The sequence below is a fragment of the Flavobacterium esculini genome, from assembly GCF_048284325.1.
Lineage (GTDB): Bacteria > Bacteroidota > Bacteroidia > Flavobacteriales > Flavobacteriaceae > Flavobacterium.
The window spans coordinates 26,897-41,205 of the sequence record NZ_JBLVPI010000016.1 but is presented as its reverse complement, the minus strand read 5'-3'; the positions used below and the strand labels follow the sequence as shown (position 1 = coordinate 41,205).

At 33.1% G+C, this 14,309-nt stretch carries 12 protein-coding genes; 4 read left to right on the top strand and 8 right to left on the bottom strand.

Annotated features, from left to right (window positions below; all coding sequences use genetic code 11):
* Positions 1-3: 3 nt before the first annotated feature.
* Together ACNQGG_RS13775 and menD are read right to left on the bottom strand one after the other, a co-directional pair.
* On the bottom strand, positions 4-345 hold the full coding sequence (locus ACNQGG_RS13775; RefSeq protein WP_417964885.1) for a DUF2853 family protein: 342 nt from the start codon (positions 343-345) through the stop codon (positions 4-6).
* Positions 346-432: 87 nt separating this feature from the next.
* Positions 433-2,094 (bottom strand): 2-succinyl-5-enolpyruvyl-6-hydroxy-3-cyclohexene-1-carboxylic-acid synthase, encoded by a 1,662-nt coding sequence (menD, locus tag ACNQGG_RS13770; RefSeq protein WP_417964883.1) that lies wholly within the window; start codon positions 2,092-2,094, stop codon positions 433-435.
* Positions 2,095-2,187: 93 nt separating this feature from the next.
* Between menD and ACNQGG_RS13765 the strand changes: the two genes are divergently transcribed.
* Positions 2,188-2,685: a GNAT family N-acetyltransferase gene (locus ACNQGG_RS13765; protein WP_417964881.1), complete on the top strand. Its 498-nt coding sequence runs from the start codon at positions 2,188-2,190 to the stop codon at positions 2,683-2,685.
* Positions 2,686-2,776: 91 nt separating this feature from the next.
* On the top strand, positions 2,777-3,727 hold the full coding sequence (locus tag ACNQGG_RS13760) for a tRNA dihydrouridine synthase (protein WP_417964879.1): 951 nt from the start codon (positions 2,777-2,779) through the stop codon (positions 3,725-3,727).
* A gap of 75 nt (positions 3,728-3,802) precedes the next feature.
* On the opposite strand, the gene ACNQGG_RS13755 is transcribed toward ACNQGG_RS13760, so the two are convergent.
* From ACNQGG_RS13755 to ACNQGG_RS13735, 5 genes are all read right to left on the bottom strand, one after another.
* Positions 3,803-4,390: a glutathione peroxidase gene (locus ACNQGG_RS13755; protein ID WP_417964877.1), complete on the bottom strand. Its 588-nt coding sequence runs from the start codon at positions 4,388-4,390 to the stop codon at positions 3,803-3,805.
* Between the two features lie 240 nt (positions 4,391-4,630).
* A complete protein-coding gene (locus ACNQGG_RS13750) occupies positions 4,631-6,844 on the bottom strand; it encodes a TonB-dependent receptor (RefSeq protein WP_417964876.1) in 2,214 nt (737 codons plus the stop codon).
* An 8-nt stretch (positions 6,845-6,852) separates the two neighbouring features.
* Positions 6,853-8,148: a tetratricopeptide repeat protein gene (locus ACNQGG_RS13745; RefSeq protein ID WP_417964874.1), complete on the bottom strand. Its 1,296-nt coding sequence runs from the start codon at positions 8,146-8,148 to the stop codon at positions 6,853-6,855.
* 100 nt (positions 8,149-8,248) lie between these two features.
* Positions 8,249-8,800, bottom strand: a complete 552-nt coding sequence (locus ACNQGG_RS13740; protein ID WP_417964872.1) for a DUF4331 family protein — start codon at positions 8,798-8,800, stop codon at positions 8,249-8,251.
* 27 nt (positions 8,801-8,827) lie between these two features.
* Positions 8,828-9,478, bottom strand: a complete 651-nt coding sequence (locus ACNQGG_RS13735) for a DUF4331 family protein (RefSeq protein WP_417964870.1) — start codon at positions 9,476-9,478, stop codon at positions 8,828-8,830.
* Positions 9,479-9,708: 230 nt separating this feature from the next.
* On the opposite strand from ACNQGG_RS13735, the gene ACNQGG_RS13730 reads away from it, so the two are divergent.
* Complete coding sequence (locus ACNQGG_RS13730) at positions 9,709-10,239, top strand: RNA polymerase sigma factor (protein WP_039107274.1); 531 nt, start codon at positions 9,709-9,711, stop codon at positions 10,237-10,239.
* Complete coding sequence (locus ACNQGG_RS13725; RefSeq protein ID WP_417964867.1) at positions 10,239-11,027, top strand: anti-sigma factor; 789 nt, start codon at positions 10,239-10,241, stop codon at positions 11,025-11,027. Before ACNQGG_RS13730 ends, ACNQGG_RS13725 begins: the two co-directional genes overlap by 1 nt.
* 72 nt (positions 11,028-11,099) lie before the next feature.
* Here the strand turns inward: ACNQGG_RS13725 and ACNQGG_RS13720 are convergent, their stop codons facing one another.
* Complete coding sequence (locus ACNQGG_RS13720) at positions 11,100-14,243, bottom strand: cytochrome c biogenesis protein CcsA (protein ID WP_417964865.1); 3,144 nt, start codon at positions 14,241-14,243, stop codon at positions 11,100-11,102.
* Positions 14,244-14,309 lie beyond the last annotated feature (66 nt).

Genomic DNA, 14,309 nt, shown 5'->3' with positions numbered 1-14,309 from the left:
TTATTAATTGTAAACACTCTCTTTTCCAAAATGAACAGCCAATAAATAATATACTACAACTCGGTATTTATTTTTATTGGAACGGCCATATTTTTCCATTACGGCATCAATTCCCGCATCTAAATTTGCGCCATCCGCAAGTCCTAATTTCTTGATTAGAAAATTATTTTTCACCATGTTCAATTCAGATTGTTGAGTTCCGGCAACTGTAGCAGAATCCGCATTATAAATTGACGGACCACAACCAACAGTAACTTTTGTCAATAAATCCATATCAGGATTAACGCCGCATTTGTCTTTCAAATCAGCTGTATACTTTACAATTAATTCATCTCTTGCACTCATAAATAAAGTTTAATATTTGATTAATAGATTTTAACTCTCTCAAATTTAAACATTTAGTTATGTCTTTTAACGTCCGTCTAAAAATAATTAGATCAATTCTTTAAAATACTGCAACAAAATTCTATCGTTATCTAATGTTGGTGTGAAAACTTCCAGAATACTTGGCTTTTCGTTTTGACTATAAAAAACATCCAGTTCCCTTACTAAACTCATTTCATCATTGGCAACACTATACTCAAAACCATACATTTTAGCCAAATGTTCTGCAGTAAGACCATGTGATGTTTCAAAGAAAGTATTAAAAACAGGCGTTTCTTCATGTCCTGGCAAAATTCTAAATATCCCGCCGCCGCCGTTATTTATCAAAATTATTTTGAAATTTTTCGGGATGTAATTATTCCACAAAGCATTGCTATCATATAAAAATCCAATGTCACCCGTTATGAAAATCGTTTGTTTTTTATTGGCGACAGCCGCACCAATAGCTGTGGAAGTACTACCGTCGATTCCGCTGGTACCGCGATTGCAATACACTTCAATCGAAGGATCGATCGCTATTAATTGTGCATAACGAATCGCTGAACTGTTACTGATTTGTAATTGACTATTCTTTGGCAACCTTTGAATTACTTTTTCGAAAACTTTAAAATCTGAAAATTGAATTTTGGCCAAATAGCTTTCATGTTTTTGCTTTCGCAAAAGTTTGACCCCTTCTAATTTCTCAAAATAATCGCTTTCTACCACTTCCGTTAAAGGCAAAAAAGCTTCAAAAAAAGTATTGGGATTCACTTCAAAATGTTTCGTCAATGCATTGAAAGTATCATACGCTCTTAATGTGTCAATATGCCAATGGTGTTTTGGCTTGTATTTCCTCAAAAAAGCCTTAATTCTTTTAGAAACTATCATTCCACCAAAAGTCACCAATATTTCTGGTCGAAAATCCTCAAAATCATCATTGGTAAAAGGGGTAATTACAGTGTCGATATTGTTTATATATGAAGGATGATTCACGTTAGATGTCGTTTCTGTCATAACAACAACCGACTCATCTTGAGCCAAGAAATCGATTGTTTTTTCGCTAATCAAATTTGGTTCATTTACGCCAACTAAAATCATTTTTTTAGTTGAATTGTTCCAAATAGTCGCAAACTCCGAAATGTTTTCTATGCTGCTTAAAGCATTCAAATTCGCAAAACCATTAACCATGACATCCACTGAAAGTTCTGAAACGGTTTCGTATAAAGGCTCTTCAAATGGTGCATTGATATGAACTGGTCCTTTTTTATGCAAGGCAAAATCTATCGCTTCATTTATTTTAAAATCATTTGCTTTTGAAACAACTTCATTTAAATTGGCATTGTATAAAGAATGGTTTATAAACACATTTTCCTGTCGGATGGTTTGTCCGTCACCAATATCGATTTTGCTTTGAGGTCTGTCCGCAGAGATTACTATTAAAGGAATCTGACTGTAAAATGCTTCCGCAAAAGCTGGATAATAATTCAATAAAGCGGAACCCGATGTACAGACTAAAGCAACTGGCTGTTTCGTTTGCTGTGCAATTCCAAGTGCAAAAAAAGCGGCGGAACGTTCATCAGCAATACTGTAACATTGAAAGGCAGGATTGCTCACAAAACCAATCGTTAGCGGCGCATTTCGAGAACCTGGGGAAATTATTATGGTAGTGATTCCTTTGGCCAAACAAATTTGAATAATACTTTGGGCTAAAGGTATTTTGGGGTAAATCATTGTTTTCGTTTCAAAAAAACAAAGATACAAAGATGCAAAGGTTTTTCTTTAATCTTAAATAGTTTTCTTAAATTTGAATGAAAATACTTTTTAATGGAAATCAAGATAAGACCAGCAGTTTTTGCCGATATTGACACAATACTAGAAATCGTTAATCACGAAATACTTCATAGTACTTCTAATTATGATTATGAGCCACATGATTTTGAAACCCAAAAATTATGGTTTGAAGATAAATTGGAAAAAAATTTACCGGTAATTGTAGCCGAATTTGAAAACGGGGCAATTGGATTCGCAAGCTATGGTCCATTTAGACAAAAAGTAGGCTATCAATTCACAGTAGAACATTCCGTTTATGTTGCCCAGGAATTTATAGGAAAAGGTGTTGGAAAACTACTATTGGCTGAACTCATTCGATTGGCAAAAGAGCAAGAATACCATGTTATGATTGGCGCTATTGATGCTGATAATTCAGGAAGTATCGCTTTTCATGAAAAATTTGGTTTCAAAGTGGTGGGTACCATTCGTGAAGTAGGGTACAAATTTGATCATTGGCTCGATTTGGTTTTTATGCAATTGATTCTAAAATAAATAAGTCCTTTTCATTAAACAAAAAAACATAATTGCTCCAGAAAAAACCTAACTGTGTAAAGAATGGTATATTTGCACAACTAAAAATTTCATGGACTACACCTTACTCTCATCACCCTTACAAGGATTTACCGACTTTCGTTTTAGAAATGCTTTAAACAAATATTTTGGAGGGATTGATACCTATTATTCCCCTTATATCCGTTTAAACGGAAAACTTGTCATTAAACCGTCTTACGAAAGAGATCTATTGCCTGAAAACAATATTGGTTTAGAGGTGATTCCACAAGTGATAACAAACGATGCCGATGAGTTTTTATTTGTTGCCAAATATGTTCGCGAATTAGGATATAAGGAATTAAACTGGAATTTAGGATGTCCGTATCCCATGGTTACAAAATCTGGTATGGGTTCAGGTCTCATCAGTAATCCCGAGAAAATTAATAATATCCTTCACAGAGCACATTCTGAATCTGACATTATTGTGTCTATGAAGATGCGTTTGGGTTATGATAATAGTGAAGAAATTCTTGATGTTTTGCCCATTTTAGATACGTATCCAATTAAAAATATTGCCATACATGCGCGCATTGGCAAGCAACTGTATAAAGGTGGCGTACATCTGGATGCGTTTCAACAATGCATCGACAACACGATTCACAAGCTCTATTACAATGGTGATATTACTTCGGTGGCTAAATTTCATGAAATGCAAGAGCGTTTTCCTTCTATAGACCACTGGATGATAGGGCGAGGATTAATTTCCGATCCTTTTTTACCAAGTATGATAAAAAGCAATACTATGGAATATCCTGCAAACAAAATGGAATTATTCAGTGCTTTTCACGACACTTTATATGCTATATACAGTGAGTCGCTATCTGGCTCTACACATATTTTGTTGAAAATGTATCATTTATGGGAGTACTTTTCTGCTACATTTTCAAATCCACATAAAGTATTGAAACAAATAAAAAAAGCGCAGAGTATTAGAAATTATGAAGCAGCTGTTGCAGCAATTTTTAAAAATGAGAAAATTTAATTTTCAACTGTTTCTAAAATAAAAAAAGCGATTTTCAGTTTCCCGAAAATCGCTTTTTTTATTCTGTTTTTATAACTATGCTTTAATCCAATCAACGATTGAAGCATCTGTTGGTAATATTTTTGGATCAACAACTTTTTCAAGTTCTCCTTTTTCGTTGATTAGGTATTTCTGGAAATTCCATTTCACTTCTGAATCTTGCAAACCATTTTTTGATTTTTGAGTCAAAAACTGATACATTGCACACATATCATCTCCTTTTACTGAAACTTTGTCCATCATAGGAAAAGTCACACCATAATTCAATTGGCAAAAACTAGCAATTTCTTCATTAGTTCCCGGTTCTTGTGAAGCAAAATTATTGGCTGGAAAGCCTACAATAATAAAACCTTTATCCTTGTATTCTTTATAGATAGCCTCAAGATCTTTGTATTGGGGAGTCAAACCACATTTTGAAGCGGTATTTACAATCATTACTTTTTTACCTTTCAAGGATGCAAAATCAAAAATATTCCCTGATAAATCCTCGACTTTAAATTGATAAATGGTTTCTTTGGCCATAGCAGTATTACTTTTATTTAATTTTGTCTTTTTAGTTTGTGCCTGATTTTGACAACTAAAAAGAAATAGGATAGCACATGTTAAGAATAAGACGTTTTTCATAAGTTGATAATATTTGATTTTTATTTGTTTTTTATTTTAATATGGAATTTGCATATCAATATCGGTATTTTTTACCGTATTTTCGTTATGCTCATTTCATAATTATATTTTTTATAAAATTATAACAATTAATTGTTGGTTAAAAATTTATTTTGGTTAAACACAAGTTAAAAAAGAAGCCTGATATCAAACAAAATACCAGGCTTCCAAACAAAACAAACTAATCTTCATTTTAAAAAGCTAAAATGTATAGGTAATTTTCCCCTTCATAAAGAAAGGTGTTCCTGGTGTAAAATGTATTTCTTCTACACTCGTTGGCTCATTTTTTAATCTTGATTCAGTAGCAAACTGGGTTTCATTCCATTTGGTGTTAAACAAATTATCAATTGCTATTGCGAAAGAAATATTTTTAAGTTTGTAATTGATGTTGAAATCAGAAACAAAATAACCTTTGGCAACTATCGAATTATCTTCGTTTGCTGGACGGCTTTTTAAATAGCGATAATGAATTCCTCCCGAAAAACCATTTAGATTCTGAAAACTTAAACCTCCGGTAGATGTAAAATCTGGAGCCAGCGGAATGTAATCTTGCCCTTTTAGTTCATCAATACTTCTGACGTAGGTATAATTGGCATCAGTATCCAAATAAAACCAATCATTTAGTTGATACCGCAATCCTAAATCAAATCCCATACGTTTTGATTTTCCGCTTGGCTCAATAATTCCTGCATCACCCACATAAACAAACTCTTGTTCCAGATACAAATACCATAAAGCCGAATTAACAATTAGCTTTGGAAATGGCTTCCAAATCGTACCAACATCGGTTCCAATCGCTGTGGGTAAAATTTGTTTGCCACTATTTTGAACCACAACGCGAGTGTCATTCGAATGAAAACCCATTCCTGATTTTACATAAAACTGTAAATTGTTATTTTGTGAATAAATAAAATTCAGTTTTGGCGAAATTTTGGCCTTACTTTCCGTTTGTGTTTCATAATCATTGATCAATTTATCTTGGTAATTAAATTTGAAATAATCCAATCGAACCGCAGGATTAATCATTAATTTTCCAAAACTGAATTCTGAATTCACATACGAGAATAAATTAGACTCATCAATATCCCCTAATTTAATTTGCTGCAAAGTAGTAGTCCTATTTAATGTATGTGAAAGCTCCGTATCCTTTGTAGCATCCGCACGAAAACCTATTCCATACTGCACCAATACATTTACATCATTAAGTTTCGTTTTCTTATTCAATTCAGCATTCATTCCATAAATCGTTCTATTTTCTTTCTGTCTAATTTGATCACCATTAATAGGGTCTTCAAGGAAAAAAGTAAAATTAGAGTACAATTCGAAATCATATTTTGAATAAAAAGCATTGGCTTTTACGAATGTATTTTCATCAATTGGTTTACTCAAAGAAGCATTTACATTTGTTCTTGATGTGCTCCCTCCTTCCGTATCATCCACTGAACCAAATCGAGAAATTGTTCCGTTATCAACCAATCGTTGTGGTATTTGACCGGAAGCATCCCAACGACTAGAAAAACGGGAGGCTGAAACGGAAAACTTACTGTTATCACCTAAAATGGCTGAATATTTACCTAACAGATTGATCCTATTAAAATTTTGAGGGGAATCGAATGGACCATCTGTCAGGATATACTCCGTTGCAATATAAGCGCTTTGTGTTTTTTGGTTTCCCAAAAGATTAAATAATCCTACAGTTCGCAGCGTATTGAATTGCCCTACTTCGAGACCAATACTACTTTTTTCAATTTTATCTTTAGTTTGGAAAGTAACGTATCCTGCCGTAGCAAAATCCCCTTTGTTAGCATAATACGTTCCTTTTCCAAAATCTATTTTTTCCACCGTTTCCGGAATTACAAAATGCAAATCGGCATAGCCTTGACCGTGCGCATGAGAAACCATATTTACAGGCATTCCATCCACTGAGATGGCAATATCAGTTCCATGATCAATATCAAAACCTCTCAAGAATAATTGCTCTGCTTTACCTCCTCCGGCATGTTGCCCGATGAATAATCCAGGTACTTTTCGTAAAATTTCCTGAGAAGAATTTACGGGAGTTGTTTGCAAATCAATTTTCGAAATCACATTCATCGCAGAAAGTTTTGCTTGAATTACAATCTCATTTAATCTAAAAACATCATCTTCTAAAATAATTCTAAGTTCAGAACCAGAAAATGTATAATTCATTTTTTTAAACCCAAGCGCATTTACTTTCAAAACATTCCCTACAACCGTTTTATCAATACTAAACATCCCAAATTCATTAGTATGTGAATGACTTTCGGAGCTTGCATTATTGATGTAGGCATTTTCTACCGGATTTCCATCACTATCGACTACTATTCCTTTTTGAATCTGGGCATAGGTAGTGCAACCCAAAAGAGTTATCAGGATTATAACAAAATTCTTCATTTGGAAATTTATAATTGATTTACCTTTTTCTCCAAATTTGGTCCTAATTCATACAAACTGGAAAGTAATTCTTCTTTAATAGGTTGTACTTTTTCTACTTGTTTATTAGACTTATAAATCATGGCCAAATGGTATTGCACTTTCGGTTCAAATGATTTTCCAATGACATGTTTTTGAGCAATTTCCAATGCTTTTTTGCTTTCGCCTAAATTAAAATACGACCATGCCAATAAATCATAGGAATCAGGAGTTGGTCTGTGATCAATTTCAATTTTTGCAATTTCCAATGCTTCTGAAACAGTTTGTTTATCATCAGCATAAATTAAAACGTTGTATTTGTTATACATCGCACCATAATTATTTTTTTGCAACATCGAGAAATAGGCATTTCTATTGCTGATTTCTTCTTTTTTATTTCCTTCAAATTGGGCTATTTGAGATTTCAACAAATAAAAATCAGGAGTATTGTGTGTCACTTCAATCGCTTCAACGATTCTTTTTGCTTCGACAGTATTTCTTTCATGAGAAAATACAATCCAAGCAATTCCTTTCAAAGCATACGAATAATTAGGATCTATTGCCAATGTTTTTAAATAGCTGTCATAAGATTCTTGGATTCTTCCTGCATGACCATAAAAATCGCCTAAGTTAGAATACGACCAGATTTTAAGGACTTTATTGTCTTCTTTCTCTGCTATATCTCTAGCTTTTTCCATAAAAGTTATAGCCGTTTTCAAGTCGCCTTTGTGATCGTTCCATTTTGCCAGACGAATGAGATAATCATAATCTTTCATATCTCGCATGGCATTCAAATTTTTTACGGCTTCAGAAAAATTTCCCAATTCCATTTGAACATCAAAGAGTAATTTTTGTGTTTCTTTCTTGCCTTCGCCTATCAACAAAGCTTTATTTGCCAATACTAACGCTTCTTTAAAACGGTGTTGCGCAATATAATTTCTTGCCAAAGATCTAATAGTAGAAACTTTTGAATAATTATAAGCTTCATTCGATTTTGTCAACAGTTCTTCTGTTTTATATAGGTTTTTTATATCGCCGGTATATTCAAAAAGAGTCGCATAATTAGAGGCTATCATGCTTAAATAACTAATTTGATTAGGAGCGGCATTGAATTTTTTTTGCCAAAAATCAATTTCGTTATTCGCAAAAGTCAATGATTTATTCCCTTTTACATTCAGATATTTATTGTAATCTGAAGTTTTGGTAATTTGACTTGGTTTTTTCTCGCAACTAAAAAGAGATAGGATTGTAAAAACCAATAATGGAATTATTTTTAAAGTTTTCATAATCTGTTTTGTTTGTTTGTTTGTTTGTTTGTTTGTTTGTTTTTGAAAAAAAAAAACAGAGTTGAAATTAAAGATATCCAACTCTGTTTTTTTATGAATATTACCAGGCTGTTGCCAAATAAGGGAAAGAAGTACCAAATGCTTTATCGTTTGCATTTACATGGTCAGAAGTAAGTGCTGCGTTTGAAGTTCCCATTGGTCCTCCAAAAATCAATAACAATTCTACATCAATAACATCATCGGCCAAAGCTCTACCTGTAAGAACATTTGTTCCATCAAAGAAAGTTGTTTTTGCAGTTTTTGAAACACCTAAAACATCGGTAGACAAAAGACCTGTTAATTGATCTGCTGTTTGTCCTAATGCATTAGTAGTATAACCTGTATTTAAAGCTAATAATCTAGATTTAAAAATAGATTGGTATTTAGCGCCCATCATTGACGGAATAGCAGCATTGAATTCATCTTTTGGTGCTCCTGATGCAATAAATACAGTGTTTATTGCTGGTCTGGCCATTTGATCTTGCTGAACAAAAGTTCCTGAAAAATCAATACTTGCTACAGGATCTGTATTCGAATCATCATTATCACAATTTACTGAAACAACTGCACAAACTACTGCTACAGCTATTAATTTGAATTTATTAGATTTCATGTCTTTACGTTTTTAAAATAAAATTAGTTATTGTTTTTTCTTAGTTTCAGCCCATACATTTAATGTACTTGAAGTACCTAACATTGCTTTTGGAACTTCAACTACTAGTGAAAGTACATTTGTTCCTGCAAAAGTGTCTGTACCGGGATTTTTAAATCCAGAAGCAGTTCCACCAAGGATTGCTTTGAATTGACCTAAGTCAAAAAAGAAAGGATCGTCTCTTGGTCCTGCGAAAAATTTCATTCCGTTTTTCTCCGCAATTAAAGGAGTTGCTCCATAAGTAGAAATTGTTACACTTCCTGAAGCGGCTGCCGTTTTAATCATACTAGAAGTTCCGGTAGCAGTTGGAGTATAAGGCCCAAAGAAATACATTTTGTCATCTCTTTTGATGGCTTGAATAACTAAATCTTCAACATTGTCGCCTGTGTTATCAATGTTGATTTCAATCATAACATTTTCGTTAAATGTTGCCGCGGCTGTAGCATTAGGACTTAACAATCCTTGTGTGTTTACTGCAAATGCAAGATTGTTTGTGTCTTGTCCCTGAAAAGTGTACACATCAGTAATATCTGCTGCATTACCTGTTACTGCTGGAGCATCAACGTGATCAGCAGCTACTAAAATTAAGCCCGAAACCGCAACTAGCGATAGACCTAATATCATTTTTGTTTTTTTCATTTTGTTTAAAATTAAAAGGTTATAGAAGCATTTACGGGTTTGTATTCACTTTGGTTTTAAAAATCATAAAAAAAAATTAATTTAAATAACAAAGTGTTGATTTACAATGATTTAAATATTAAAAAAAAATACAATTATTTTTATTTTAAATTTATTTTAAAGTAGCTATTCATAAAATTTGCCAATTGTAAATAAGAATGTATAAGTTTGTAAAAGCAAAATAAAAATATATGACTCAAGATGAATTGTTAGTATTAATTTATAAGAAAGACGAAAAGGCATTTACACATCTTTATGATATGTATTCAAAAAGCTTGTTTGCAGTAATCAATGTTCTTGTAAAAAATAGAGAAGAAGCCGAAGATGTGCTTCAGGATGTATTTGTCAAAATCTGGAAAAATATTGATTCCTACCATGAAAGCAAAGGGCGTTTCTATACTTGGATTCTAAATATTGCCCGAAATACATCTATTGATAAACTGCGTTCTAAAAATTTTAATAACAGTCAAAAAAACCTTTCTTCAGATAATTTCGTACATCTATTTGACGACAGCAACAAACTGGTCAATAAAATTGATAGCATTGGGATTCAAGAGTTTGTAAAAAAGCTAAAACCCAAGTGTATTCAAATAATAGATTTACTGTTTTTTAAAGGGTATACCCAACAAGAAGCTTCTGAGGAATTGGAAATTCCTTTGGGAACCGTTAAAACTCACAATCGAAACTGTATTAATGATTTAAGAAATTATTTGAAAGTATAATGGAAGCAAAAGAATATATAGAATCCGGGATTTTAGAACTCTACGTTTATGGTTTACTCAATGAAACCGAGAACGAAGAAGTGAACGCCATGGCAAAAAATAATCCAGAAATAAACGACGAAATTATTGCTATAGAAAAGGCTATTATAGCATTATCTTCTAGCTTTTCACCGTTCCATTCTGTGGCGAATTATGAAAAAATAAAGTCCAAACTAGAGCTTAAACATGCCACTAAAATAATCGAATTAGAACCAACAAGAAATTGGTCGCAATACATAGGTTGGGCAGCAGCAATCCTATTGTTAGTTGGCATTGGTTACCAATACAATCAGCTGGAGCAAACTAGTACTCAGGTAGTAAATACCGAAGTGGAGAAAGCAAAAATTGAAAAGGATTTGAATGCTTTACAATTAAAAAATAAAGCTAGCGAAACGAGTTTGGCAGTTGTGAGAGATGCAAACAATACCGTTGTGGCACTTGGTGGACAAGCCGTTGCTCCTCAATCCTCTGCGAAAGTATATTGGAATAAAGAAACCAAAGTGGTTTATGTAGATGCCGCAGGACTACCAGAACCACCAGAAGGAATGGTATATCAGGTTTGGGCATTAAAATTGAACCCGTTAACACCTACAAGCATTGGACTATTGGCAAATTTCAAAGTTAATGATCAAAAAATGTTTGCAGTAGATAATGCAGCTGATGCCGAAGCTTTTGGTATAACCTTAGAACCTAAAGGTGGAAGTTTAACGCCTACTATGGAACAATTGTATACGTTAGGAAAAGTGTAAAAATCACTTATTCTTGATATAAAAAAGGTTCAACTTTGCAGTTGAACCTTTTTTTATGAAATAATCAAACTGTTATTTCTTGTAATACTTTCTATATTTTGGATAAGAAATGGCTCCAAATAAAGCAATTGTACCTAATGAATACCAAATCCAATCCAATGATTTCGCTTCACCACTTGCGTAAGAATGCAATCCTACTAAGTGGAAATTAACGCCGTAATAGGTAAATAAAATCGATACGAAAGCAAACATACTCATCAGGTTAAAAACCCACTTTCCTCGTAAAGAAGGAACAAATCGAGCGTGAATAACAAAGGCATAAACCATAATACTGATTAAGGCCCAGGTTTCTTTTGGATCCCAACCCCAGTAACGACCCCAACTTTCATTAGCCCATTGTCCGCCAAGAAAGTTCCCTATGGTAAGCATGATTAAACCAATCGTCAATGCCATTTCGTTGATATACGTGATTTCTTGAATATTCAAATCCATTTTGGCTTTGTTTTTTTCATTGGTAAACAAAATCAACAAAAGAGAAACAGCACCTAAAATCATTCCCAATGCAAATGGTCCGTAACTCGCAACAATTACCGCTACGTGAATCATTAACCAATACGAATTAAGAACGGGTTGCAAATTAGCAATTTCTGGATCAATCCAATTCATAAAAGCAGCAAACAAAATCATAGAAGTTACAAAAGCCGAAGCTGCAACCGTAAGTTTTGATTTTCTATCAAATGCCAAACCAAAGAACATTGTTGCCCAAGCCACATAAATTATAGATTCGTAAGCATTACTCCAAGGTGCATGACCCGAAATGAACCAACGAGCAACTAATCCAAGAGTGTGCAAACCAAATAATATTCCAATGAATACATGAAAGGAATTAATCACAATACGCAATATCTTTTTTTCAAAAACAATGTTAAGTATTGTAAACACTAGCATCAAACAGCCAATTGTAAAATAAGCCATGAAAAGATTCTTGAAAATATCGGATTTATTATACAAGATTTCCAATGAAATTTTATCTTCACTTGGTCTTACTTTAGCTCCAAATTTTTTCTGAAAACCATTTATACTTTCTAATAATTCGTTTGCCGTTTTATAATTTTTAGTATCAGCTGCGTTAGTCAAAGTTCCAAAATATAATGGCAGTACACTTTTAGTATAGGTAGCATCCATTCCTTTCATTCCCGATTCATTCAATTCTAAATAGGAAATCCATTTGTTATTCGCATCGTTCGGAATAGGGAAAATCTTTAAAATTCTTCCGCTCAAAGCCGATTCCATTAAGTTTACTTTCTTATCCGTTTCTATAAAATCTTTTTCGAATTGATTTGGATTAGCTGTTTTGAAAGCATCATCGAGATAGGGTGACAACTTATAATTTCCTTTTTCGTCGAAAAAAGCTATAAAAGGAGCGTATTTTGCTTCTTTATCAATTCCGATAATTTTACGGATACTATCATTTCCAGCTTTAATATAGATGATGGGAACTTCAATCCAAACTTTGGCATATTGCGTCATAGACAGTAAAACCTGATCAGAATTCATGCCCTCATAGGTTTCCATATGGCTTACTTTTCGAAGCAATTCAGATGAAAAAGTATTAACAGGCTTCATTCTTCCTCCTCCATCTTGAATAATCAATCGTCCAAATTTAGCCGCATGTTCTTCTGTAACTTTGTATTTATTCAACAAAGAATCAATCTGTTTCACGTTTGGAACTTGATGTTGATGCTCCTCATGACTTTGGGCAAAACCATTAAAACTGAATAGCAAAACCAAAATAGTCATTAGATTAGCTTTCTTGGTTTTTACCCCTTCCAGTTTTCTTTTCAAATCAGCAAAACGAGAATATTTGGTAAACATAATAGACATCATTGCAAAAAATAACATAAAATAACCGCTGTAAGTTATGCAAGTTCCCCAGAAATCGTGGTTTACAGATAAAACCGTACCTTTTTCGTCAGGATCGAATGAAGATTGAAAAAAGCGAAATTGCTTGTAATCTAAAACATGATTCATATAAATTCTGGCATCAAATGAGTTTGTGGAATCCTGAACTGTAACTTTGCTTTCAAACGAAGAATAACTTTTTTCAGTTCCTGGATATTTTTGGGCAATAAATTTATTCAGTTTTATCTTGAATGGCAACACATAAGCTTTACTTCCGTAGAAAAAAGTATAATCAATATTCTCTATTTTAACGGTTTTTGACTCCCCAAGTTTACCTTTGGAACCTACAACTGTTACTTCTTTTTCTTGTCCGTCGGCAGTCACTGTTAAAACCAAAGCATCATCATGATTCTTGGCTTTGAAATCATTTTTAGATTCATAATCAATCACTCCTTTTACAGCAGGATCCGGAAATACAAATCGCATTTCACCAATAGTATATAAGGAACGCATCATCAATGGTTGCGCACTTCCTACAGTTACTTTTCCTTGCATTTTATCAGCCATACGCATAAAATTACCTTCAAATGGCGTTTGAATAGTGCTCGTATTGCCTGTAATAGTGATATTTATAGCTCCCTCAGTATATTTATTCAATGAAAATAAAACGTTATGAATATTTTGAACTTCCCCTTCTTTAAGCATGTGTTCATGACGTCCGCCATCTCCCGCTTCTACAATTTTGAAATATAAAAAACCTTTTGGATCCGGTTTTATATATTCTTTAGCACCCATGATGAAGTTTTTGTATTTTACTTCAAAATTAGTATTGGCAAATTTATCTGAAATGGTAAAATTATTATTGGTAACCGGCGAAAGCAACAATGGTTTTTCAAAAACTCTACGTTTCATTTCCCCTTTGTAATCCCCATCAACAAAAACAGTAAGGAAGGTTTTATCTGAAAAGACTTGATTTTCTGCAGCGCCTTCGCGAATAGGCATTACTCCTTCATAACTGATATATCGGGTTACAAATGCTCCTAAAAGGATAAAAACAAAAGCCAAATGAAGCAATAAAGTAGCCCATTTTTCTTTTTTAAACAACTGGTATCTTTTGATATTTCCAATGAAATTAATCATAAAAAACACCATTATGGCTTCAAACCACCAAGCATTATAAACTAAAATTTTTGCAGTATCTGTATTGTATTTGCTTTCGATAAAAGTTCCGGTACCCATTGCGATTGCAAATGTTAAGAAAAGCATAGCCATTAATCGTGTAGAAAACAAAATCGAGAATATTTTTTTAATCATTTGTAAGGGATTACGTTTAGTAAAAGTGCGACAAAAGTACTTAAAAATCTTGACTTCTATATTCGT